General features: G+C 68.4%; 22 protein-coding genes and 1 pseudogene. 11 read left to right on the plus strand and 12 right to left on the minus strand.

Annotation, left to right across the window (positions count from 1 at the left end):
- Nucleotides 1-35: 35 nt before the first annotated feature.
- The 3 genes from AB5J56_RS42005 to AB5J56_RS42015 all read right to left on the minus strand — a co-directional run bounded on the left by AB5J56_RS42005 (nucleotide 36) and on the right by AB5J56_RS42015 (nucleotide 2,204).
- Nucleotides 36-461 (minus strand): nuclear transport factor 2 family protein, encoded by a 426-nt coding sequence (locus AB5J56_RS42005; protein WP_369241237.1) that lies wholly within the window; start codon nucleotides 459-461, stop codon nucleotides 36-38.
- A 114-nt stretch (nucleotides 462-575) separates the two neighbouring features.
- Complete coding sequence (locus tag AB5J56_RS42010) at nucleotides 576-1,592, minus strand: zinc-dependent alcohol dehydrogenase family protein (protein WP_369241239.1); 1,017 nt, start codon at nucleotides 1,590-1,592, stop codon at nucleotides 576-578.
- A 279-nt stretch (nucleotides 1,593-1,871) separates the two neighbouring features.
- Nucleotides 1,872-2,204, minus strand: coding sequence for a carboxymuconolactone decarboxylase family protein (locus tag AB5J56_RS42015; protein WP_369241241.1), 333 nt, complete (start codon nucleotides 2,202-2,204; stop codon nucleotides 1,872-1,874).
- Nucleotides 2,205-2,769: 565 nt separating this feature from the next.
- Here AB5J56_RS42015 and AB5J56_RS42020 point away from each other — a divergent pair.
- Both AB5J56_RS42020 and AB5J56_RS42025 read left to right on the plus strand, forming a co-directional pair.
- Nucleotides 2,770-3,639: a helix-turn-helix domain-containing protein gene (locus AB5J56_RS42020; RefSeq protein ID WP_369241243.1), complete on the plus strand. Its 870-nt coding sequence runs from the start codon at nucleotides 2,770-2,772 to the stop codon at nucleotides 3,637-3,639.
- A gap of 111 nt (nucleotides 3,640-3,750) precedes the next feature.
- Complete coding sequence (locus AB5J56_RS42025) at nucleotides 3,751-4,620, plus strand: helix-turn-helix transcriptional regulator (protein WP_369241245.1); 870 nt, start codon at nucleotides 3,751-3,753, stop codon at nucleotides 4,618-4,620.
- 368 nt (nucleotides 4,621-4,988) lie between these two features.
- Here the strand turns inward: AB5J56_RS42025 and AB5J56_RS42030 are convergent, their stop codons facing one another.
- The 6 genes from AB5J56_RS42030 to AB5J56_RS42055 form a co-directional block, all read right to left on the minus strand.
- Nucleotides 4,989-5,921, minus strand: a complete 933-nt coding sequence (locus tag AB5J56_RS42030; protein ID WP_369241247.1) for an NADP-dependent oxidoreductase — start codon at nucleotides 5,919-5,921, stop codon at nucleotides 4,989-4,991.
- A 268-nt stretch (nucleotides 5,922-6,189) separates the two neighbouring features.
- Nucleotides 6,190-7,059 (minus strand): helix-turn-helix domain-containing protein, encoded by an 870-nt coding sequence (locus tag AB5J56_RS42035; protein ID WP_369241249.1) that lies wholly within the window; start codon nucleotides 7,057-7,059, stop codon nucleotides 6,190-6,192.
- A gap of 179 nt (nucleotides 7,060-7,238) precedes the next feature.
- On the minus strand, nucleotides 7,239-7,934 hold the full coding sequence (locus tag AB5J56_RS42040) for a type 1 glutamine amidotransferase domain-containing protein (protein WP_369241251.1): 696 nt from the start codon (nucleotides 7,932-7,934) through the stop codon (nucleotides 7,239-7,241).
- Between the two features lie 24 nt (nucleotides 7,935-7,958).
- The gene (locus AB5J56_RS42045) at nucleotides 7,959-8,351 is read right to left on the minus strand and encodes a nuclear transport factor 2 family protein (protein WP_369241253.1); all 393 of its coding nucleotides are present in this window, start codon (nucleotides 8,349-8,351) and stop codon (nucleotides 7,959-7,961) included.
- Nucleotides 8,352-8,425: 74 nt separating this feature from the next.
- Nucleotides 8,426-9,031, minus strand: coding sequence for a flavodoxin family protein (locus tag AB5J56_RS42050; protein WP_369243109.1), 606 nt, complete (start codon nucleotides 9,029-9,031; stop codon nucleotides 8,426-8,428).
- A gap of 238 nt (nucleotides 9,032-9,269) precedes the next feature.
- Entirely contained in the window at nucleotides 9,270-10,181 is a 912-nt protein-coding gene (locus AB5J56_RS42055) for an alpha/beta hydrolase (protein WP_369241255.1), read from the minus strand.
- A gap of 301 nt (nucleotides 10,182-10,482) precedes the next feature.
- On the opposite strand from AB5J56_RS42055, the gene AB5J56_RS42060 reads away from it, so the two are divergent.
- Entirely contained in the window at nucleotides 10,483-11,430 is a 948-nt protein-coding gene (locus AB5J56_RS42060) for a zinc-binding alcohol dehydrogenase family protein (protein ID WP_369241257.1), read from the plus strand.
- A 241-nt stretch (nucleotides 11,431-11,671) separates the two neighbouring features.
- On the opposite strand, the gene AB5J56_RS42065 is transcribed toward AB5J56_RS42060, so the two are convergent.
- Together AB5J56_RS42065 and AB5J56_RS42070 are read right to left on the minus strand one after the other, a co-directional pair.
- Complete coding sequence (locus tag AB5J56_RS42065; protein WP_369241259.1) at nucleotides 11,672-12,250, minus strand: MarR family winged helix-turn-helix transcriptional regulator; 579 nt, start codon at nucleotides 12,248-12,250, stop codon at nucleotides 11,672-11,674.
- 125 nt (nucleotides 12,251-12,375) lie between these two features.
- A complete protein-coding gene (locus AB5J56_RS42070; protein WP_369241261.1) occupies nucleotides 12,376-12,825 on the minus strand; it encodes a MarR family winged helix-turn-helix transcriptional regulator in 450 nt (149 codons plus the stop codon).
- A 72-nt stretch (nucleotides 12,826-12,897) separates the two neighbouring features.
- Between AB5J56_RS42070 and AB5J56_RS42075 the strand changes: the two genes are divergently transcribed.
- Both AB5J56_RS42075 and AB5J56_RS42080 read left to right on the plus strand, forming a co-directional pair.
- The gene (locus tag AB5J56_RS42075; RefSeq protein WP_369241263.1) at nucleotides 12,898-13,689 is read left to right on the plus strand and encodes an SDR family NAD(P)-dependent oxidoreductase; all 792 of its coding nucleotides are present in this window, start codon (nucleotides 12,898-12,900) and stop codon (nucleotides 13,687-13,689) included.
- A gap of 492 nt (nucleotides 13,690-14,181) precedes the next feature.
- A complete protein-coding gene (locus AB5J56_RS42080; protein ID WP_369241265.1) occupies nucleotides 14,182-15,717 on the plus strand; it encodes an aldehyde dehydrogenase family protein in 1,536 nt (511 codons plus the stop codon).
- A 191-nt stretch (nucleotides 15,718-15,908) separates the two neighbouring features.
- Here the strand turns inward: AB5J56_RS42080 and AB5J56_RS42085 are convergent, their stop codons facing one another.
- The gene (locus AB5J56_RS42085; protein WP_369241267.1) at nucleotides 15,909-16,205 is read right to left on the minus strand and encodes a DNA-binding response regulator; all 297 of its coding nucleotides are present in this window, start codon (nucleotides 16,203-16,205) and stop codon (nucleotides 15,909-15,911) included.
- An 88-nt stretch (nucleotides 16,206-16,293) separates the two neighbouring features.
- On the opposite strand from AB5J56_RS42085, the pseudogene AB5J56_RS42090 reads away from it, so the two are divergent.
- From AB5J56_RS42090 to AB5J56_RS42115, 6 genes and pseudogenes are all read left to right on the plus strand, one after another.
- Nucleotides 16,294-16,845, plus strand: a pseudogene (locus AB5J56_RS42090) (aldo/keto reductase); the annotation flags it as partial.
- 265 nt (nucleotides 16,846-17,110) lie between these two features.
- The gene (locus tag AB5J56_RS42095) at nucleotides 17,111-18,049 is read left to right on the plus strand and encodes an ABC transporter ATP-binding protein (protein WP_369241269.1); all 939 of its coding nucleotides are present in this window, start codon (nucleotides 17,111-17,113) and stop codon (nucleotides 18,047-18,049) included.
- The gene (locus AB5J56_RS42100) at nucleotides 18,046-18,885 is read left to right on the plus strand and encodes an ABC transporter permease (RefSeq protein ID WP_369241271.1); all 840 of its coding nucleotides are present in this window, start codon (nucleotides 18,046-18,048) and stop codon (nucleotides 18,883-18,885) included. The genes AB5J56_RS42095 and AB5J56_RS42100 overlap by 4 nt, the downstream gene beginning before the upstream one ends.
- Nucleotides 18,886-18,903: 18 nt before the next feature.
- Nucleotides 18,904-20,196, plus strand: a complete 1,293-nt coding sequence (locus tag AB5J56_RS42105; RefSeq protein ID WP_369241275.1) for a sensor histidine kinase — start codon at nucleotides 18,904-18,906, stop codon at nucleotides 20,194-20,196.
- Complete coding sequence (locus tag AB5J56_RS42110; protein ID WP_369241277.1) at nucleotides 20,193-20,861, plus strand: response regulator; 669 nt, start codon at nucleotides 20,193-20,195, stop codon at nucleotides 20,859-20,861. Before AB5J56_RS42105 ends, AB5J56_RS42110 begins: the two co-directional genes overlap by 4 nt.
- Nucleotides 20,862-21,042: 181 nt before the next feature.
- Nucleotides 21,043-21,627, plus strand: a complete 585-nt coding sequence (locus AB5J56_RS42115) for a TetR/AcrR family transcriptional regulator (RefSeq protein ID WP_369241279.1) — start codon at nucleotides 21,043-21,045, stop codon at nucleotides 21,625-21,627.
- Nucleotides 21,628-21,633 lie beyond the last annotated feature (6 nt).

The raw sequence follows: 21,633 nt of genomic DNA on the forward strand, positions 1-21,633 counted from the left end.
GGGATCGACGTATGCGCCGCCGAAGCGACCTCCGGTCAGGCGGGAGTGGTGGTGAGCGGCTCACCGAGGTGGGCACGGGTGATTCCGAGTGAGTCCTCGAAGACGCGGTAGTCGCTGATCAGGCCGTCGGCGACGGTGAAGCGCAGGATCATCTCGCTTTCGAGCACCTGTCCCGAGGGATGGAACCGGGAGGTGTACCGGCCCGGTGCCAGAACCCGTCCGTCGGCCTCCACGATGGTGCCCAGCTCGAATGCGAGTGGCTCGACGGCGGCGAAGAACGCGGTGAGGGACTGCTGGATCTCCTCCGGCCCGGTGCGGCTCCCGGCCCAGGGGGTCAGGGTCGGATCGCCCGGAATCGTCCAGGTCGCGTCGGGTGTGAAGTGGGAGAGGACACGCTCCATGTCGCGCGTGCCGAGGGCGTCGAAGTACGCCTCGACGGTGGCGATCGCCTCGCTGGTCATGGCTGTCGGTCCGTTCTGCTCGGTGGCTGCAACGGTCGAACGACCGCTGCTGTTCGGTGGTGTCGGCGCTGGTGGGCGCGGCTGATCCAGCGCCCGTCACCGCCGGGCTTCACGTCAGGGGCGCAGCAGCGTCTTGATGGCTCGGCGCTCGTCCATGGCCTTGTAGCCTTCGGCGGCCTCGTCCAGGGGCAGGCTGAGGTCGAAGACCTTGCCCGGGTGGATGCGACCGCTGAAGACGCGGTCGATGAGGTCGGGAAGGTAGGCGCGCACAGGGGCGGGGCCACCGCGCAGACCGACGTGGGAGAAGAAGAGCTCTTGGCCCTCGATCTGCGAGCCGTGCGGGAAGCCGACGAAGCCGACGTTGCCGCCGGGACGGGTGGACTGCAGGGCCTGGTGCAGCGACTCCTGGGTGCCGACGCATTCGAGGACCGAGTCGGCGCCGAGGCCGTTCGTCAGTGCCTTGACGCGGGCGACGCCTTCCTCGCCGCGCTCGGTGACGATGTCGGTGGCGCCGAACTCCAGGGCGAGCTTCTGCCGGGACTCGTGCCGACTCATGGCGATGATGCGCTCAGCGCCCAGTTGCTTCGCGGCGATGACACCGGACAGGCCCACCGCGCCGTCCCCGACGACCACGGCGGTCGAACCGGACGTGACCTCGGCGGCCTTGGCGGCGTACCACCCGGTGCCCATGACGTCGGACAGAGCCAGCAGGTCCGGGATCAGCTCCTCGGACGGCTGCTCCGGCGTGGCGACCAGGGTGCCGTCGGCAAGGGGAATGCGGACGTACTCGGCCTGCGCGCCGTTCACCCACTGCGCGTGCCGGCAGGAGGTCTGGTAGCCGAACTGGCAGACCGGGCAGGTGTTGTCGGAAGCGACGAAGGAGCCGATGACGAACTGGCCCGGCCTGACGCTCGATACGTCGCTGCCGACCTCCTCGACGACACCGACGTACTCGTGGCCGATCGGCTGCGGTTCGGCGACCGGCAGGACACCCCGGTAGCTCCACAGGTCGGAGCCGCACACGCAGGCGGCGACGGTGCGGATGATTGCGTCTGTCGGTGCCGTGATCTTCGGCTCGGGGGCGTTCTCCACCCGGATGTCACCCGGCGCGTGAATGATGGTCGCTCGCATGGTGCCTTCCCAGCTCTCGTCGTGTCTGTCGTGTCTGTCGTGGCGTCAGGGACGGGTACGGGTGCTGACGCGCGGGCCGTTGTGGTCGTCGTCGGAGACGTGTTCGAGTCAGGTGGCGTCGTCCGTCTCTCACAGGGCGAGATGGGTCATGAACTGGTCGGGCGCGGCAGCGTGCCAGTGCTCTTCGCCCGGGGGCGTGTGGATGACGTCGCCGGGATGGGCTTCGATGGCCTGTGTGGAGAGAGTCCGCGATGGGGGGTGTGTGCGGGCGGAGGAGCATCAGCCGGACTGGTCGGACTTCTCCACGATCTCCTTGAGCCGGGTCATCGCGGTCATGGCGTTGGGCCATCCGGCGTAGAAGGCCAGATGGGTGATGGCCTCGATCAGTTCGTCCTTGGTCACGCCGTTCTCCAGCGCCTTGCCGAGGTGGAAGCTGAGCTGGTCGTTTCGGTACAGGGCGGCGAGAGCGGTGACGGTGACCAGGCTGCGGTCGCGCGGGGACAGGCCCGGCCGTTCCCAGATGTCACCGAACAGGACGGTGTCGGTCACCTCCGCGAGCTTGGGGGCGAACTCCTGGATGGCCGGCGGCGCGAACTTCTTCCGTTCGGACATGGGTTGGTGCTCCTTGCGTGTGTGCGGGGGATTCAGGCTGGGCTGTGGTGGCCTCGCTGCCCGCGATCATCAGCAGCGGGCGCGGAGCGAGGCTTTCGATGCGGGCGAAGGAGTCGTACGGAGCGATCTGACCGACACTGCGCAGCACCCATGCGTTCTCGGACCGCAGGTGCGCACCGCGCGCGGTGCGGTGGTACTCGTGCCCTTGCTCGCGCGCAGCGGGTGTCCGGCGCGGGCGTCGGGCGTGTGCAGATGACCGGCGAGCGTCAGGCCATTGCTGACGAAGGTGACATCCGTCTGCACTGTCTCTACTCGCCTCCTCCGCCTGCCACCGGGAAATACGGAATATCGGTGCCACTCGGAGAGTAATTCCGTCTCGAGGGTTGGCCGTCCAGCCTTTTGGGGTGAATGCTCTCCGTAGGTCGATTCCGGCGCCGAACACGCCATCGACCCTGCCACCTTCGCGGGAACTCGCAAAGGGGAGAATTCCATCCGGGGAATCACTTATCCAGGGGGGAGATCCTTACCCCCCTCCCGGAGACCGAGCGGTGCGACACTGGCCGACATGACCAGCGACGCGCATCTGAACGAGCTGGGAGAATTCCTCAAGGTGCGGAGGGCCGAGTTGAGCCCGCGTACTGTCGGCCTGCCCGACACCGGTGGTCGGCGTGTGCCCGGCCTGCGCAGGGAGGAGGTCGCCCTGCTCGCCGCCATCAGCTCCGACTACTACACACGGCTGGAGCAGGGCCGGATCCAGCCGTCCGCGTCAGTGCTGGCCGCTCTCGCACATGCACTGCATCTGGATGATCACCAGCGTCACCGCCTGTTCGAACTGGCCGGCCGGCAAAGGGCACGACACCGCCGACCAGCCGCACAGAAGGCCCAACCGCAGTTGCGCCGAATGCTCGACGATCTCACCGCGTCTCCCGGCGTGGTGATCGGCCGCCGTATGGACATTCTGGCGTGGAACCCGGTCGCCGCCGCACTGTTCACCGACTTCGCGAAGGTGCCGGAAGACAGGCGGAACTGCGCCCGTATCCTCTTCACCGATCCCTCCATGCGGACGCTGTACGCGGACTGGAGGGCCGTCGCCCGTGACTGCGTGTCCCATTTGCGCACGACGGCCGCCAGATGTCCGGACGATCCGCGGCTGACCGGTCTGGTCGGCGAACTCTCCGTGGAGGACAGGGACTTCGGCCAGTGGTGGGGAAGCCGTCACGTGCCGTCACGCAGGGTGGGCACGAAGAGGTTCCACCACCCCGTCGTCGGCGAACTCGTCCTCGACTGGGACACCTTCACCTGCAGCAGTGATCCCGATCAGGAACTCGTCGTCTGGACAGCGGAGCCCGGCACGCCGTCGTACGACGGGCTACGCGCCCTCGCCTCGCGGGCCACCCGGCGGCTCGGCGGCCCTGCGGACAGTCAGGTCGACTGACGTGACGCTCTGATTCGGCCCGGCCGACTCGGGAAAAGCAAGGTGATTGCCAGACCCTGGGAGAAGACTCTCCCCCTCACTTTTCGGCCGACTGCTGGGACACTGAATGCTATGTACACCAAAGCGCATTCGCCTGAACTGGGAGAATTCCTCAAGGTGTGCCGCGCCCGACTCAGCCCGCAGACCGTGGGTCTGCCCGATTCCGGGGCACCCCGGCGAGTGCCGGGGCTGCGCCGTGAAGAGGTCGCTCAACTCGTCGGGATCAGCACCCATTCGTACGCGCGGCTGGAGCAGGGGCGCGCTCCTGTGCCGAGGTCGGTACTCGGCGCGCTCGCCCGTGTTCTGCATCTCGACGACGAGCAGCGTGACCACCTCTTCGAGCTGGCCGCGAGCGGCGGGCGTGAACCGCGCCGTCGGCCGGCGCAGAGGGTTCATCCGCACCTCAGGCGCATTTTGGACGAGCTGAACATGACCCCCGCACTCGTTCTGGGTCGGCACCTGGACATCCTCGCCTGGAACCCTCTGGCAGCCGCTCTGCTCACTGACTTCGACCGGGTCCCCGAGAACAAGCGCAACTACGCCCGGCTGCTCTTCACCGACCCCGCCTTCCGGGAGCTCTACCTCGACTGGAGGACGAACGCCCGGACCTGCGTCGCCCACCTGCGCCTGGAGGCCGCCAAGAGGCCTGGCGACCCTGGGCTGGCCGCACTCGTCGGCGAGCTCTCGGTCGCCGACGCCGACTTCCGGCAGTGGTGGGCAGGCCGGCAGATGACCGGCCTACGGATGGGAACCAAGAGGCTGCGCCACCCACTTGTCGGCGATCTCACCCTCGACTGGGACAGCCTGACCTACACAGCCGCCCCCGCACAGAAGCTGGTGATCGCGACCGCCGCTCCCGAGACCCCCTCCCATGACGGGCTGCTCTTCCTCGCGTCGTGGACTGCGGACTCGGATCAGTCGGCACGCGATGCGACTGCTTGAGGGAGGCCGGATCCAAGGTGGTCCATCTTGCAGCCATCTTGAGGCTGCATGCCGCGAGATCACGTACGGCCGGCGTGGTCTCGGGACACCGGGCCTGTGGCGGGCTGCCGACAGCTTTGCCCTCTCTCCTGCCTCCCCGGCATTGGGTGCGCAGTGAACTGGCCCGAACGATGGTGGCCACCGGTGTCACCAGTGGCGCCGGTGCCCACGTGATGCGGCTCCTCGTGAAGGTTCCAGCTCGCGGTCCAGCTCTGACCGATTACGCGTGAGTGCGGCTTACGCGTGAGTGCGGCCGGACGTCGTTCGACGCCCGGCCGCAACCCTGAGGTGGCGCTGAGAGCCGCGCCTGTGCCCGCACTTGACTCTGTTCAGAACGTCAGGACCAGTCGGCCCCGTAGGCCGCCCGCGGCGAGGAGCCGGTGTGCCTCGGCGGCCTGTTCCGCCGGGAACGTCCTGGCGACCCGGAGTGTGATGAGGCCGTCCTCCACCTGCTGCCGGAGCCGGTCGAGCTTGGTGCGCTCCCGGGCATAACGGAACACGACGATCGGCTCGTAGGCGATGTCCCGTTCGCCGGGGCCGTCGTAGCCGCGCAGTGTCACCACCCGGCCGCCGTCGCGGACCGCCCGTGCGGTGAGAGCGCCGAGCGACGCGCCGTCGAGGAGTCCGTCGACGCCCTCCGGGACCTCTGCGCGTACCCGGTCCGGGTACTCGGCGCCGCGACGGAGTACGACGTCGGCACCGAGTTCCTTGATCAGGGTCTCGTCCTGCTCCGAGGCGTCGGCCACCACCCGCAGCCCGTCCGCCTTGGCCAACTGGACGGCGTAGCCGCCCACCGCCCCGGCCGCTCCGGTGATCGCGACGGTCCGGCCAGGCTCCAGGCCGAGCGTGTCCAGGGCCAGGCGCGCGGTCAGGCCGTTCATCGGGAGGGACGCGGCCTGCACGTCGCTCGCGCCGTGGGGAGCGCGGACGACCGACTCCGCAGGGACCACGACCTGTTCGGCGTACGCACCACGGGAGCCGTCGGGGAGCACGATCGCCATCACGCGGTCGCCGACGCTCAGATCCGTGTTCGTACCCGCGCCTATCTGCTCCACGACGCCGGCGGCTTCCATGCCGGGAACGAACGGCGGCTGGGCGTCCGGCGACCGGGCGGGTCCGCTGCGCTGGAGGGCGTCGACCGCGTTGACGGTCGCGGCGTGCACCCGGATGCGCACCTCGCCCGGACCGGCATCGGGGACGGGCAGCTCAAGAACCTGAAGCACCTCCGGACCACCGAATTCCGTGAAACCTACAGCCCTCATTCGAAGCACCTCACTGCTCGGCATGCGGTCGTTGAGGTGTCCGACCTTTCCGTGTCGCGTACGTCCGGAAAAGGGGAAGGTCCTTGGCTGGGATGCGGTCATAGGGGGGACGAACCCCTCCCCCCATGACACCGGTGCCGGCGAGAGAGGCGATGCTCCTCGCGGTCGCGCTCTGGCATGGCAATGCCCGTGCAGGCGGCTCGTGTTCAGCCGGGGCAGCCCTGGCCGGCGGAAGACCTTCTCTCCCAGCGGACGCACGTGGGAGGGCTCAGGTGGCGGTGTCGGACGCCGTCGGCTTCTGGTCCGCGGCCCAGGAGGCCAGGAGGCGCAGACCGTCGTGGGACGGGGTGCCGGGTTCGGCGTTCCACACGATGATGTGCTGGTCGGGGTCCGTGCCGCAGGTGAGCGTGTTCCAGTCGAGTGTCAGCTCGCCCACCACTGGGTGATGAAGCTTCTTGACGCCTTTGCCCCGCATCGCGACGTCGTGTTCGGTCCACCACTGCCGGAACTGTGCGTCACGGGCGGAGAGCTCCTCGACCAGAGCGGTGAGGGGCTGGTCGTCGGGGTAGCGCGCGCTCTCCATGCGCAGCTGCGCGATGGCCAGCCGGGTGACTTCCTCCCAGTCGGCATACAGCTCGCGCATCCATGGTTCCGTGAACAGCAGCCGGATGAACACCCGCTCCTGCACCGGGTACTGCCCGAAATCGGTCCACAGGGCGGCGGCGAGCTGGTTCCAGCCCAGGATGTCGGTGCGCCGGCCGATGACGAAGGCCGGGGAGGCGGTGAGATCGTCCAGCATGCGCTGGAGCTGCGTATCCACCTGCTGGCGCTCGCGTGACACGGACGGGCGCACCCTCTCTTTCGCCGCGAGGTCGAAGAGGTAGGTGCGCTCGTCGTCGTTCAGGCGGAGCGTCTTGGCGATTTCGTCGAGCAGGGGAGCCGATGCCTGGAGCCGGCCCTGCTCGATCCGCGTGTAGTACTCGGTACTGATCGCGGCGAGAAGAGCCACCTCCTCACGGCGCAGACCGCTCACACGCCGCCGTTGCCCGCCACGGAGTCCGACGTCGGCAGGACGGAGCTCAGCACGGCGGGCCTTGAGGAACTCACCCAGCTCGTTCAGATGAGGGTTGCGGTTCATGAATTGCAGCCTCGCACAAAAGCCCGGCGCTGTAAGGGGGAGAGATCCTGACCATGTTGGGCTTTACCTGCATATGAAAATGATATCGGCCCTGACCTGCAAGGTAAGTCGCGGAAGAAGGCTCGGCGGCCCGGAGTGAGTACCGGGCCGCCGAGCGAGCACATGGCTCTGGTGTCAGCTCACAGTGCCTTGAGCAGTTCCTGGGCCAGAGCTACCGCGGAACCCGGGTTCTGGCCGGTGAACAGGGTGCGGTCCACCTCGACGTGCGGGGCGAACGGCTCGGTCTCGCGATAGTCCGCGCCGAGTTCGTCGACGAGGCGGTCCTGCAGCAGCCACTTTGCGCGGTCCGCGAGACCGTTCTGCTTCTCCTCGGCGTTGGAGAGGCCGGTCAGACGGTAGCCGGTGAACGGGGAGGTCCCGTCCGGGCCGATCGTGGCCAGCAGTGCCGCGGGGCCGTGGCACACCAGGGACAGCGGCTTGCCCGAGGCGAGCCACTCGGTGAGCAGCCTGCCGGAGGCGGCGTCGTCGGGCAGGTCCTCCATCGGGCCCCAGCCGCCGGGGTAGAACACGGCCACGTAGTCGTCGATATTGACGTCCTCGATACGCATCGGGTGCGCCAGCTCGGTCGCCTCGTGCAGGGCAGTCCGCATGCGCTGCGCGCCTTGCTCGCCGCCGTTGAAGTCCGCGGTGAGGCTGAGCGCGTCCGCCGTGGGCGGGACACCGCCGGGCGTCGCCGCCGCGATCTCGAATCCGGCCTCCTTGAAGACCTGGTAGGGGCCGATTGCTTCCTCGGCCCAGAAGCCGGCTGGCTGCCGGGTTCCGTCGGCCAGCGTCCAGTGGTCGGACGCGGTGATCACGAAGAGGATCTTTGCCATGGGTGACTCCTAACGGGTAGAGGCTCAGCCCTTGAGGGCTTCCTGGAGGACGTGGCTGTCGGCGGCCTGCCGCATGCTCACGGCCTTGCCGTCGCGGATGGTCCACAGGTGCACGAAGCGGACGTCGGCCTTGTTCCCGGTCTTCGTCTCGGCGTGGTAGTGGCCGTACACGAAGACGTGGCCTTCGTCGTCCGCGTAGAACTCCTCGGGCGCCGCGCCGAACGACTCGTAGTTCGGCATCGTCCTGCCGAAGAAGTCCTTCGCCACACTGTCCCAGCCGTGGTAGACACCGCTGTTCGGGAAGCCCGGGGTGATGTCCCAGACGAAGTCCGGGGCCATGACCTCCGAGGTGACCTCGGGCGCCATGCGGGATTCGTAGACGCGGCGGATGAGGGCGAGGTTCGGGGAGTCGGACATGGTTGCTCCTTGCGCGGGGTGGTGGTTGCGGGGGGTGGTGGATCGGAATTCGGATACGTGAGGAGGCCGTGCGATCAGATGGCGAGGGCCGTCCGTCCGGCGCGGAAGATCGCGGCCTGGTGTGCGACGCGCGCACCCAGATGCTCCGCGGTGGCGATGTCCGACGTGTGGACCGCTTCCGGACCGGCGTCGGTCGGGCTCTGGGTTCCGGCCCCCATGAAGAAGCCCAGCCGGTTGACGTCGTCCTCACTGCCCTTGGTGGAATCCCAGCCCGGCATCAGACCCAGGCTGATCCAGTGCATGCCGTGCTGGGCGGCCAACGTGGCGAAATAGCCCAGGGTGGACGACTTGTCGCCACTCTTGGCAACGGAGTTGGTGAAGCCCGCGGCGAGCTTGTCCACCCAGACGTGGGAGAACCAGCGCCTGCTGCTGGCCTCGGCGAAGGCGTGGAGGGCCGCAGAGGCGGTACCCATGTACGTGGCGGCACCGAAGATGATCGCGTCAGCGGCGTCCAGCTGCGCCCACTGCTCATCGGTGATGGTGTCCACGGCGATCAAGACCACCTCGGCACCGGCTCCCGCTGCGCCACGCGCCACAGCCTCGGCGACGACGGCCGTGTGGCCGTAGCCCGAATGAAAGGCAATGGCGATCGTGGTGCGGCCGGAAAGGGACAAGATGATCGGGCTCCTCGAAAGTCTTTGCGCGGTGTGTGACCGAGCATTGCATGGGAAGAGCGCGCTGTGAGGGGTAAGAAATTTTCCCCTGTCTACCGCTCTCCCGGTATGCGAATCCGGTCCTACGGCCGGACCTCTGCAGAGTGGCCCGTCCTGCACCCGCGTGGTACGACAGTTGCAGTTCGCGTTCGCCGCTCCACGGATACTGGTTCCCGTACATACGCAGCTGAGGCGTTGTGGGCGACTAGAGGACGGCGAAGAACTCCGCCATTTTGGGGATCGCCTGGTCCATGTATTCAGGCACGTCGTACAGTGCGATATGAGTTGCGCCTTCGACGACGAACAACTCCTTCGGCCCCTTGGAAAGGTCGTAGGCCTGGTCGCTGAATACCTTTGTGTCCGCCTTGCTCCCCGCGATGAGAAGCATCGGCTGCGTCAGCAGTTCCGGGATCTGGTCGAACGCCGAGAAGGCGAACATCTTGTCCATGCTGGTCAGCAGGAAACGACCCTTCGAGTTGGGGTGCTGGCCTCGGGGCGTCCTGTAGTAGTCGTACCCCTCGCGCAGGAGATCCGGCGTGTTCTCGTTGATTTCGTCCAGCGTTTCAGGGACGAACGGGGCGTAGAGGGGTTCCGCTCCCCGCGCTTCTGCCGTGCGCTGCTGGGCGACCATCTCCAGCGTCGCGATCTGCTCGGCCACCGGGGACAGGTGCCCCAGGAATCCCCTGGAACCCTCGCCCATGGGAGCCGCGCTGACAGTAGCCACTGCCTTGAAGCGACGCTCGGTCTGGGCCACACTGATCGCGTAGCCGCCGCCGGCGCAAATGCCGAAGACCCCCATTCGCTCGGAGTCGACGAACGGAAGAGTGGTGAGGAAGTCGGCTGCACAGCGAGCGTCTTCCACCCGGGTCGTCGGGTCTTCCAGGAGGCGAGGTTCTCCACCGCTCGCTCCCTGGTATGAGGAGTCGTAGACGACGGTGACGAATCCGTGCGCGGCGAGTCTCTTGGCGTAGTGGCCGATGGTCTGTTCTTTTACGCCTCCGGCCGGATGAATTCCGACGAGTGCCGGGTATTTTTTTTCTTCGCTGAAGTTTTCTGGCAGATGGAGATGTCCCGCAATCTCTACTGACTTGTTCCTGAACGAAACAGTTTCGACCATGGCGCCTGCCCCTTTCGCGGCCCCGGTCCGCCGTCAGGCGGCCCTCAGGTCATGGTCTGTCGAAGCTCAGGGTGTGTCTAGTGGCGTTGGGGGGGAAGAATCTTTCCCCTGGGTACCACTTCGATGGGATAGGTATTTATCCCTGATAGGGGATACTCGGACCGCACATCGAGAAATGCGTACAATTTTCAAATGACATCCGGGGCGAGTTGTACGAGTCTCGATCCTCGCCCCCCTGTCGGCGGTACAGATGCCTGGACTTTCGAGGAATGGTTGCGTCTGGCGCCATGTTGTCTCCGGTATGAGCAAAGTTGTAGTAGCTAATGCGTACGGCGGTCCCGAGGCGCTGGCGGTGATCGATGTCACCGTCCCGGAACCCGGACCGGGCCAGGTGCGCATCGTGGTCCGGGCTGCCGGGGTGAACCCCTTCGATCACAAGATGTACAGCGGTGCCTTCGGGGCCGACCCTTCGAACCTGCCCATGCGGCTCGGTGTCGAGGCGGCTGGTGTGGTGACCGCGGTGGGCGCCGACGCGACCGGCCCCGCAGGTTCGGTCGAGGTCGGCGACGAGGTGATCGCCTATCGTGCGCCCGGCGCGTATGCCGCCGAACTCGTCGTCCCGGCCTCCTCGGTTGTGCCGAAGCCGGCCGGCCTGTCCTGGGAGCAGGCCGGCGGCTTGATGGCCGCCGGCGTGACCGCCGTACACGTTCTCGAGGCGATCGGCCTGCGCAAGGACGAGTCGGTGCTGATCCACGGCGCCGCGGGAGGGGTCGGCCTGACGGCCGTGCAACTGGCCGTGGCGCGCGGTGCCACCGTCCTGGGAACGGCAAGTCCGGCCAAGCATGACCTGCTGCGTGACCTGGGAGCGATCCCGATCGCCTACGGGCCCGGCTTGGCCGACCGGGTACGCGCGGCAGCGCCGGAGGGCGTTCACGCCGCTGCCGACCTGGTGGGCACCGACGAGGCGGTGGACGTATCCGTGGAACTCGTGGCGGACCGTTCTCGCGTCGCCACCATCGCGGGGTTCGAGCGCGGTGCCCAGGCCGGCATCAAGCTCCTCGGCGGCGGGCCCGGCGCAGATCCGGGCACGGCTATCCGCGACGCCGCACGCCTGCAGCTCACCGAGGCTGCGGAGGCAGGGCGACTACGCGTCCTCATCGCCGCCAGCCACCCGCTCCGCGAAGCCGCGGCCGCCCATCTCCAGATCATGACCGGCCACACCACCGGAAAGATCGTCCTGGTCCCGTAACCCGGCTGGACATCCCTTCCGCCGAGGACCGTTACCAGGGCGTCGGAGTCTCGGTCGGGAACCGCGACGGCCGTGTCCCCCTGCCCAAGGACAGGGGGACAACAGGTCCGTTCGCAGGCTTCACTCGGCTTGCAGACCGCTTCCGCCCCACGCAGCAGCCGCAGGTGGTGGGGCCGGGAGGACTGACCCCTACGGCGGGGTTCCTGTGGTGGTGGGAGAGCAGGTTGGCAAGCCCACTGGCTCAGGCCTCTCGGACAACATCGGCCACCTCGTCGAGCAGTGCCCTCAGCTGTGCGGCCTTCTTCGGACCGAGCTTCTCAGCGATCCGCAGTTCAATCTCCACGATCACGGCTTCGGCATCCCGCAGGGAATCGCGGCCTGCGTCGGTGAGGTGCAACTCCTGCACGTGGCGGTGGCGCGGGTGCGGTCGGCGTTCCAGCTGACCCCGCTCCTCGAGGCGGGCCACCTGGGAAGCCACTGCTTGCGGGGTGACGTTCAGGCGGCGGGCCAGTTCCGCGCCGGTCAGGCCGGGATCGCTATGGACGGAGATCAGCAGGGTGTACTGCGCGGCGGCGATGCCCAGCGGTCGTAGCTGCTGTTCCTTCCGGGCCTGCACAGCCCATTCCGCCCGCCGCAGTGCCCAGGTCACCCGGGTCAGGTGCTCAGCAGCGATCGGCCGATCGTCATCCTTTGTCACGCGGCGAGAATACGGTGCCCGGGTGCGGCCGGCGTGGCGCGCGGAGGTGACGGGACGGTCGCCTTCGGCGCGGCCCCGATTGCGGTAGCGGACCAAGAGGTTCGGGCTGTCGGTGTAGCCCAACTTCCCGGTCCGCTTCTAGGAGATGGGTGACCGGGATGGCCGTTTCCTCGGCACGGTGCCGACGCAGGTGCTCGCGTCAGAGGTCGACGAGGGTGGGGTGACGCTCAGCCGACGGCACCGCGGGATCAGTCTCGAGCCGCCTCGGCCACTCGGTCGAGCAGCGCTCGCAATTGTTCCCTCTCCGATCCGAGACCATTGGTGATCTGCCGCTCGATGTCGGCGATCACTGCGTCGGCCGCGCGCAACGCCTCCCGGCCGGCGTCGGTGAGGTGCAGCTCCTGGATGTGCCGGTGGCGCGGATGCTCACGTCTCTCCAACTGCCCGCGGCTCTCCAGGCGCGCCACCAGAGAGGCGATGGCCTGTGGGGTCACGTTGAGGCGGCGGGCAAGTTCGGCGCCGGTCAGCCCTGGCTCGTCGTGCACCGAGATCAGGAGCGTGTAGTGCGCCGCCGCCATGCCCAGCGGGCGCAGCCGCTGCTCCTTGAGGCTCTGCACTGCCAGCTCCGCGCGGCGCAACGCCCAGGTCACCCGGTCAAGCGCGTCGAGCCCGACGGGCTCCTCGTCATTGCGTATCACGCGAGAAGAATACGACACTTCAATAGTGTCAAGTGTTTGACACTTGCCTAGCGGTTGAGTAACGCTGGTCCCATGACTCGCACCATCGCTCTGATCACTGGCGCCTCCTCCGGCATCGGCGCCGCTTACGCCCGTCTCCTGGCGGATGACCATGACCTCGTCCTGGTGGCGCGACGCGCCGACCGGCTCGCCGACCTGGCCGATGAACTCCGCGCCCGTGGAGCAGCCGTCGAGGTGCTGCCCGCCGACCTCATGACCCATGACGGCATCGCCGCTGTCGCCGACCGCCTGGCCGCCGGCGACGTACGCATGCTGATCAGCAACGCCGGCGCCGGCGGCTACGCCCCGCTCGCTGACGTCGACCCTGCCGACATCGAGCCCCTGCTCACCCTCAACGCCGTCGCCCCCGTCCGGCTGGTCCACGCCGCACTTCCCGCAATGCTCGCGGCAGGCGACGGCGTGATCGTCACCGTCGCCTCGCTCCTCGCCTTCAGTGCGGGCCTCATTGACCCGCGAGCGCCCCGGCGTACCCTGTACGTCGCCGCGAAGGCCGCCACCTTGGGCTTCACCCGCACCCTCGCCGGCGAGCTCGCCGACACCCCGGTCCGCGTTCAGGTGGTGTGCCCCGGAGTTGTGGCAACGGAGTGGAACAGTGGCGCCGGTCATAGCGTCCCCTGGGCGATGTCGCCCGAGGACGTGGCCTCGGCCAGCCTGGCCGGGCTGCGCCTCGGTGAGACCGTCTGTGCCCCTGGTCTGGAGGGTCAGGGCTCCGCCCTGGACGCCTTGCTCTCCGCAGAGACCGCTTTTGTCACGGGCGGCAATCAGCCCAACCTCGCGGCCCGCTACACGGATCCAGGGGCGTAGGGCAGTCGTGAGTGGCGAGTAGGCCACTGTGGTCTTCCCCTCGGCCCTGGAACGGCACTCCTGCCCCTGGGCCATGAGGTGGGTTCCGGAGGTGCCGCTGCGTCGTTGCCGGGGCTTGTCCCTCGGGGCGGGCCGGCGGTGCCAAGGTCACCGTCGCCGCGATGGGCGCGGTGGTGCCGTAGGCGCTGGCAGCCGCCACGTCTCCCGTCATCGCGACATCGACGCCGACAGCATCGTTCGTGCGGCTCTTGGTCTGGCCGGCTGAATGCCAAGAGCATTGTTGTCTATCAAGCACTTGACACTAGCCAATAGCTAGATAGTCTGGCCCTTGCTAAGGCCCATGAGCCACATCGCTGAAGTCATTCATGTCGGCGCGCGCCCGCTTGTCATACGGCGGCCCTTCACCGCGCCGAAGACCGCGTTCACCAACCGTCATCACCCCCTTGGGGTGCTGCTCGGATGCAGGCGGTCGTAAGAAGGTGGGAGAGACCCGTGACCAACAACACTCCAACGATCACGCGTGACGGAGTCATCGGACAGGGCGGGAGCGAGGTGGTCACCGTCGATCAGGCAACAGGGGCCGAGTTCGCCCGGTACCCCGTGGCCGACAAGGATGAGGCGGCCGCGGCCGTCGCTGCCGCACGCTCGTCCGCCGGGCCCTGGTGGGACCTCGGATTCGAGGGCCGCGCGGAGCAACTGCGCGCGTGGCGGCGGGAGATAGCCATCAGCGGCGAGGAGGGGGCCGCCCTCATCCACGCCGAGAACGGCAAGCACCTCGACGACGCCCGCGTCGAGGTGCTCGGGATTCTGGAGCACGTGCAGTACGCCATCGAAAACGCCGAGCGCGTACTGGGACGCCGGGAGGTCCCCGACAGCCCCACCGTGCCCAACCAGCGAGCGTGGGTCGAGTACCAGCCCTACGGTGTCGTAGGCGTCATCGGACCGTGGAACTTCCCCCTCCTGACGCCAGGAGCCATCCTGATCGAGGCGGTCGCGGCCGGAAACGCGGCCATCCTCAAGCCCAGCCAGATCACGCCAGGCGTCGGGGAATGGCTCGTCCGGACCTGGCAGCGTGCGGTTGCCGACTTCCCGAACGTCCTCCAGTGCCTCAACGGGTTCGGGGCCACGGGCCAGGCACTTATCGAGGCCGGCCTGAACAAGCTCGCGTTCACCGGCAGCGTCACCACGGGAAAGATCGTGGCCGCACAGTGCGCGCAGACCCTGACCCCCGTTCTGCTGGAACTCGGCGGCAAGGACGGCGCGATCGTGGCCGAGGACGCCGACCTGGACGAAGCCGCCGAGCACATCGTCTGGGGCGCTCTGCAGAACACCGGGCATGGCTGTATCAGTCTCGAAGTGGCCTACGTCGTCGAGTCGGTCCACGACGCGTTCGTCGAGAAGGTCAGCGACCTTGCCAAGCTGGTACGTGTCGGCAGCGACGAGGCCGCAGAGATCGGGCCGGTTCCGCTGCCCACCCAGATCCCGATCATCCGGGAGCACATCCAGGATGCTCTCGAGCGCGGCGCGACAGCCACTGTCGGCGGCATCGAGGCGGTGGGAGAGCGCTATGTCACCCCCACCATCCTCGTCGGCGTGAGCCCCGACGCCCTGGCGGTGACGGAGGAGACGTTCGGGCCCACGCTGGCCGTCGTCAAGGTCGCCGACACCGAGGAGGCCATTGCCCACATCAACGGCGGCCGGTACGGACTGGGCAGTGCCGTCTTCAGCCGCGACCGCGGCGAAGTCATTGCCCGTCGCCTCCGCGTGGGAATGACCAGCATCAACGACGCACTGGTGTTCTCCATGAATCCTGGGGTGCCTTTCGGCGGTCGCGGCGACAGCGGTTACGGGCGGAAGCAGGGGGAGGAAGGCCTGCGGGAGTTCGCCTACGCTCACTCCTTCACCGCCAAGACTGGCCCCGCCCGGTTCTCCGCCTCGACCTTCGGCAGGCCACAGGGGGCTATTGCGGGAGCCCTCGCCGGCGTCCGTAACAGGATCCTGGCCGAGAGCGACGAGAAGTCGGACTGATCGACCGACGGGCGCCGACGGACGTTCCGGGCCGAGCCCGGTCCGCCATCCGTCCCCCCCCCATGAGGCAGGCCATCGACCGGCCCGGTACCCGGGTTCGAGACGTTGTACCGTCTTGGACCCGGGTCGCGGACGCCTCGCTGATGTCGGGGTGCGTGGCCAGGGAACCTTCGGTCCGGGCGGAGGTCTTCTCAGCGGCGGGTCAGGCCCAACTCGCCCGCGCGCACCCCGGCCTGGAAGCGTGAGTCCGCGCCCAGGGCGACGAGGAGTTCCGCGACTCTGCGGCGGTAGGTGCGCAACGACATGCCCAGTTCGCGTGAGGCTGTCACGTCGGTCATTCCGGAGCCCAGTGCGCACAGAACCTCGCGGGCCTGCGCGTCGATCCGGGGCCGGTCGGCGTCGAAGAAGGCCGCCAGGTCGGTGGCCGTCTCCCACGCGGCTTCGAACAGCGCGTACGCCCCGCTGACCAGGGCGGGTTGGGCACTCATCGTGTACGTACGGTGCCGGGGACCGTGAGCGGACGAGGCCGAGGACGCGGGATCGGTCAGGAACATGGTGCGCCGGTCGATGAAGACCGTTCCCTGCCCCGACGGCTTCCGCCAAGCGGCCCCGGCCGACCTGCGCGGCTTGGTGGAGGCCAACCTCGATGGCCTGGGCCTGGACCGCCTCGATCTCGTCTACCTGCGCATCGGGCGGATGGAACCCCCGCACGGCGAGTCGCTCGCTGCGCTGCGAGAGGAGGGCCTGATCCGTCACCTCGGCCTCAGCAACGTCGACACCACCCATCTCGCGGAGGCCCGCGCGATCGCCCCGGTCGTGGCAGTGCAGAACCAGTTCCACGCCGCCAAGCGCGACGACACGGAGCTGCTTCACACCTGCGAGGAGGCCGACATCGCGTTCGTGCCCTTCTTCCCGATGGGTGGCGGCCGGGAACTCGACGACGCGCGGCTGGCCAAGGTCGCGGCCCGGCACAGCGCCGCCGTGTCGCAGATCGGCCTGGCCTGGCTGCTTGCCTCCTCGCCGGTGACCCTGGCCATTCCTGGCACGGGCTCGCTGTCGCACCTGGAGGACAACATGGCCGTCGCCGGGATCACCCTCAGCGAAGAGGACCTCGCCGACCTCTCCTGACATCCGCGGGCTGTCGAAGCGCCTCAAGTCAGCTCGCCGGGTGCGGAGTGGGTGGGTCGTCCTCCGCGGCGGCCCGGATGCCTGCTGCGAACGCGGCGGAGCCGACGAACACGGAAAGTACCGCAGGCAGGCGCGTAGTACCGCGGTACCACGCGTACGGCGGAGATCAGCCTCTTGGTACCACTGGATCGGGGTGATTCGGCACCTAGCGTTGCCGGTGCGGCGTCGAAGTGACGGACGCCGGAGCCCGACAGAAAGAACGCGAATGATCGACGCACGGCAGTTGACCAAGAAATATGGCGAGAAGACGGCCGTCGACAGCCTGGACTTCGTCGTGAAGCCGGGAACGGTGACGGGTTTCCTGGGGCCCAACGGTGCGGGCAAGTCCACGACCATGCGCATGATCGTCGGCCTCGACGCCCCGACGAGCGGCTCCGTCAGCGTGAACGGCCACCACTATGCCTCGCACAAGGCACCGCTCCAGGAGGTCGGCGCCCTCCTGGAGGCGAAGTCGATCCACCCGGGCCGCTCGGCGTACAACCACCTCAAAGCCCTCGCACTGACCCACGGGATTCCGGGCCGCCGGGTCGACGAGGTCATCGGCCTCGCCGGACTGGGCAGCGTGGCGAAGAAGCGGGCCGGCGCCTTCTCCCTCGGGATGGGCCAGCGGCTCGGCATCGCGGCGGCGCTCCTGGGCGACCCGCAGACGGTGATGCTGGACGAGCCGGTCAACGGGCTGGACCCGGAAGGTGTGCTCTGGATCCGCAACCTGCTCAAGGGGCTCGCCGACGAGGGCCGGACGGTGTTCGTGTCCTCACACCTGATGAGCGAGATGGCGCTGGTGGCGGACCACCTGATCATCGTGGGGCGCGGCCGGCTGCTTGCCGACACCACCGTCGCGGACCTGATCCGCGAGGCGGGCGGGGACACGGTGAAGGTGGTGACGCAGGACCCGGCGCGGTTGCGGGAGGTCCTGGCCGGGCCGGGCGTCGACGTCACCGGCCAGGTCGGCTCCGAGGAGTTGCAGGTGACCGGGCTGACGCCCCGTCTGATCGGGCTGAAGGCTGCGGAGAACGGGATCGCGCTGTTCGAGCTGAGCGCGCGGACCGTGTCACTGGAGGAGGCATTCATGGACCTGACCAGGGATGCCGTCGAGTATCACGGCTCCACGACCGGCATCGAGACCCTAGGGAGGACCGCATGAGCACTCTCACCGCAACCGCAGAGGAACCCCGGACCGCCCCCACCCGCCCCGCTTATCGGGTGACCGGACGGCGCGTGCTCTCCTCCGAATGGGCCAAGCTGTGGTCCCTGCGCTCGACCTGGATCACCTTGGGCCTCGGCCTGCTGTTCCTGGTGGCCTTCGGCCTCATCGCCGCGAGTCGCTACAAGGCGGGGATCGACTCCGGCAACCTGGACTCGGACTTCGCCGATTCGACGACCGTGAGCCTGTCCCTGTTCGGTACGAACTTCGCCCAGTTGGCCCTGGGCGTGCTCGGCGTGCTGGTCACGGCGGGGGAGTACTCGACCGGCATGATCCGCTCGACGCTCGCGGCGGTGCCCCGCCGACTGCCCGTGCTGTGGTCCAAGGCGGCCGTGTTCGGGCTGGTCGCGCTGGCCGTGGGGACGCTGGGTGCGTTCGTCACCTTCCTGATCGGGAGCGGCATCGTCTCGGGTACGCCCGCGGCCATGAGCTTCTCCGACGCGGGTGTCCTACGGAGTCTGCTGGGCGCAGGGCTGTACCTCGGCCTGGTCGGAGTGATAGGCGCAGCCCTGGGCGCGCTGCTGCGGTCGGTGGCGGGCGGGATCTCGGTCCTGGTGGCTGCCCTCATGCTGATCCCCGGACTGATCTCACTGCTGCCCAGCTCCTGGCAGAACGACATCAGCCCCTACCTGCCGTCCAACGCGGGGGAGTCGATGTTCGCCCTGACCCACGACTCCACGACCCTGTCGCCGGGCGCGGGACTGCTGGTCTTCCTCTGCTGGACGGCGCTGGCGCTGGGCGGCGCGGCGTACCGGCTCGTACGCAGTGACGTCTGACGCCCGCACCATGGACAGATGACGTCCGTGACCACCGATGACATCAGCGGGATGGGACCGCTGGTCGCCCGACTCTCCCGGGGCGGCCAGTGGCTGCGGCAGGCCGACCGGACACATCCCTGGGTGCTGGACACCGCGGTCGTAGTCCTGGTCTTCCTGATGTTCTGCCTGCCCGACCTGATCCACGGCGGTGTGGACGACGGCGACAGCCCGCGCCGGTTCCGGCTCGCCTTCACCGAGCTGCCCGTCGCGGGCATGCTGGCCCTGCAGGCCGGCCTGGTACTGCCCCTGCTGTGGCGGCGGCGCAAGCCCGCGGTGGCCTTCGGCGTCATCACCTCGGTGTTCGTCCTGCAGTGGTCCCTTGGCGCCGCGCTGCGCGCGGACATCGCCCTCTTCGTCGCGCTGTACAGCCTGGCCCTGCACGGGCGGCTGCGACAGTTGCCGTGGGCCTGTGCGGTCATGGCGGCCGCCATGGTGCTGGTCGCCCTCCGCGTGTCCTTGGCCGTGTCCGTCTGGGACGCGCTGTTCTTCCTGCTGAGCACGGCGACCGCGGCCCTCGCGCTCGGTCTGATGGTACGGATCCGCCGGGCCCAGCTCGCCGGACTACGGGAGAGGGCAGCCCGGCTGGAGATCGAGCGCGATCAGCGCAGCAGACTGGCCACGGCCACCGAACGCACCCGTGTCGCCCGCGAGATGCACGACATCGTCGGCCACAACCTGTCCGTCATCATCACGCTCGCCGACGCCGGCGCCTACGCCACGGACATCCAACCCGCACGAGGCAAGGAGGCCCTGCAGCTCATCGGCGAGACCGGCCGACAGGCCCTCGGTGAACTGCGGCGCGTGCTCGGCGTGCTGCGCGAGACCGCCGACGGTCCCCCGGGTGGGCCCGAACTCAGCCCGCAGCCCGGCATCGCGGATGTCGAAGCGCTGTGCGCCACGGTGCGTGCCGCCGGACTGGGGGTCGTCTACCGGACCTCCGGCGACGTCGACGCCCTGGACAGCGGGGTGCAGCTGACGGTGTACCGCATCGTCCAGGAAGCCCTCACCAACACCATGAAGCACGCAGACCCCGACACCCGGGTACACCTGGCGATCCTCGTCGAGGACAGCCGGCTGACCATCCGGGTCCAGGACACCGGCCCGGCCGTATCGCCCGGACCGTCGAACGAGGAAGGACATGGCCTGGTGGGCATGCGGGAGAGAGCGGCCCTGTACGGCGGCATCGTCAGCGCGGGACCGGTGGCCGGCGGAGGATGGAGCGTCGAGGCCGTCCTCGACCTCACGCCGGGAAGCGGTGGTGACCGATGACCACCGTGCTCATCGTGGACGATCAGCCGCTGCAACGCTACGGCTTCCACCTGCTCCTGGACTCCGTCCCCGAGACCGACGTCGTCGGTGAGGCCGCCCACGGCGCCGAAGCCGTCCGCAAGACGGCCGAACTGCGCCCGGACGTCGTCCTGATGGACGTCCGCATGCCCGGCATGGACGGCATCGAGGCCACCCGCCGCATCGTCGCCGCCGGCGGCCGCTCACACGTCCTCGTTCTCACGACGTTCGATCTCGACGAGTACGTCCACGCCGCCTTGCGGGCCGGCGCGAGCGGTTTCCTCCTCAAGGACGCGCGCCCCGAGGAGCTCCTCGCCGGGATCCGCGCGGTCGCCGTTGGCGACGCCGTCATCGCGCCCGCTCTCACCCGTCGCCTCCTGGACGAGTTCGCCCAGTACGTCCCCTCCCACAGAACCGACCCCTCCGAGGATCCGAGGCTCACCTCCCTGACCGACCGCGAGCGCGAGATCCTCGTGGCCGTCGGCAGAGGCTGGACCAACGGGGAGATCGCCGCGCGGTTCGTGCTGTCCGAGTCCACGGTCAAGACACACGTTGGCCGCGTCCTGGCCAAGATCGGAGCACGCGACCGCATCCAGGCAGTGATCTTCGCCTACGACCACGGCCTCGCGCGGCCCACCGTTGACTGAACCGACGGGCAGCCCGCGGCACGTCCCTCGCGCTGATCGCGCCGCCTCATCCTCGGCAGAGGATCTCCAAGGACTCCTCACCAGGGCCGGTGGGCACAGCACTCCTTCCTCTTGAGCAGGGCGCGGCCCGTCGGATGTCTACACTCACTTGAGATTCGGTGAACTCATGGGAGGAGTCGGGATGCCGCGGAACCGTCAGCAGATCCCCCGGGAGGAGCGCACGGGTGATCTGCTAGCCGCGGCCACCGAGCTCTTTCTGGCGAAGGGCTACGTCAAGACCACGATGGCGGACATCAGTTCCGCCGCCGGCGTGGCCCGGGGCAACGTCTATTGGTACTTCGACTCCAAGGACCACATCTTCGCCGCCGTCATGAACCGCATGCTCAGTCGTGAGATCCGCATCCTGAACGAGGAGCAGGCAGGTGCCGACCCACTGAGCCGCCTGGTGCGCGGGCTGTCCGACATGCGCTATTCCCGGCCGCTGCACCAGGCCATGCACGACCGGCTTCCCCATTCGGAGGCAGTCCGCGAGGCCCACAACACCTTCCTGAACTGGATCGTCGGACTGGTCGACGAGCTCATGGCCGAACGCGGCCTCGATCATGCCCCCGGCGTCGATGCCGCGCTTGTCCGCGACGTCGCGATCGCCGTGTTCGAAGGGGCGAACGTGCCCAACGACCAGAACAGGCCGGCCCACGAGATGATCCGGTTCCTGATGGAGTCTGTCCTGGCCAGGAGTTCAGGGGCCAAGGGACGAGAGCGCTGAGCGCGA

It is taken from the genome of Streptomyces sp. R21, from assembly GCF_041051975.1.
Lineage (GTDB): Bacteria > Actinomycetota > Actinomycetes > Streptomycetales > Streptomycetaceae > Streptomyces.

Coding starts and splice junctions, on each gene's coding strand:
- AB5J56_RS42095 (WP_369241269.1), top strand. CDS start 17,111: ATGATCGACGCACGGCAGTTGACCAAGAAATATGGCGAGAAGACGGCC.
- AB5J56_RS42105 (WP_369241275.1), top strand. CDS start 18,904: ATGACGTCCGTGACCACCGATGACATCAGCGGGATGGGACCGCTGGTC.
- AB5J56_RS42020 (WP_369241243.1), top strand. CDS start 2,770: ATGACCAGCGACGCGCATCTGAACGAGCTGGGAGAATTCCTCAAGGTG.
- AB5J56_RS42100 (WP_369241271.1), top strand. CDS start 18,046: ATGAGCACTCTCACCGCAACCGCAGAGGAACCCCGGACCGCCCCCACC.
- AB5J56_RS42085 (WP_369241267.1), bottom strand. CDS start 16,205: ATGAGTGCCCAACCCGCCCTGGTCAGCGGGGCGTACGCGCTGTTCGAA.
- AB5J56_RS42060 (WP_369241257.1), top strand. CDS start 10,483: ATGAGCAAAGTTGTAGTAGCTAATGCGTACGGCGGTCCCGAGGCGCTG.
- AB5J56_RS42045 (WP_369241253.1), bottom strand. CDS start 8,351: ATGTCCGACTCCCCGAACCTCGCCCTCATCCGCCGCGTCTACGAATCC.
- AB5J56_RS42025 (WP_369241245.1), top strand. CDS start 3,751: ATGTACACCAAAGCGCATTCGCCTGAACTGGGAGAATTCCTCAAGGTG.
- AB5J56_RS42030 (WP_369241247.1), bottom strand. CDS start 5,921: ATGAGGGCTGTAGGTTTCACGGAATTCGGTGGTCCGGAGGTGCTTCAG.
- AB5J56_RS42055 (WP_369241255.1), bottom strand. CDS start 10,181: ATGGTCGAAACTGTTTCGTTCAGGAACAAGTCAGTAGAGATTGCGGGA.
- AB5J56_RS42035 (WP_369241249.1), bottom strand. CDS start 7,059: ATGAACCGCAACCCTCATCTGAACGAGCTGGGTGAGTTCCTCAAGGCC.
- AB5J56_RS42005 (WP_369241237.1), bottom strand. CDS start 461: ATGACCAGCGAGGCGATCGCCACCGTCGAGGCGTACTTCGACGCCCTC.
- AB5J56_RS42010 (WP_369241239.1), bottom strand. CDS start 1,592: ATGCGAGCGACCATCATTCACGCGCCGGGTGACATCCGGGTGGAGAAC.
- AB5J56_RS42015 (WP_369241241.1), bottom strand. CDS start 2,204: ATGTCCGAACGGAAGAAGTTCGCGCCGCCGGCCATCCAGGAGTTCGCC.
- AB5J56_RS42040 (WP_369241251.1), bottom strand. CDS start 7,934: ATGGCAAAGATCCTCTTCGTGATCACCGCGTCCGACCACTGGACGCTG.
- AB5J56_RS42075 (WP_369241263.1), top strand. CDS start 12,898: ATGACTCGCACCATCGCTCTGATCACTGGCGCCTCCTCCGGCATCGGC.
- AB5J56_RS42110 (WP_369241277.1), top strand. CDS start 20,193: ATGACCACCGTGCTCATCGTGGACGATCAGCCGCTGCAACGCTACGGC.
- AB5J56_RS42115 (WP_369241279.1), top strand. CDS start 21,043: ATGCCGCGGAACCGTCAGCAGATCCCCCGGGAGGAGCGCACGGGTGAT.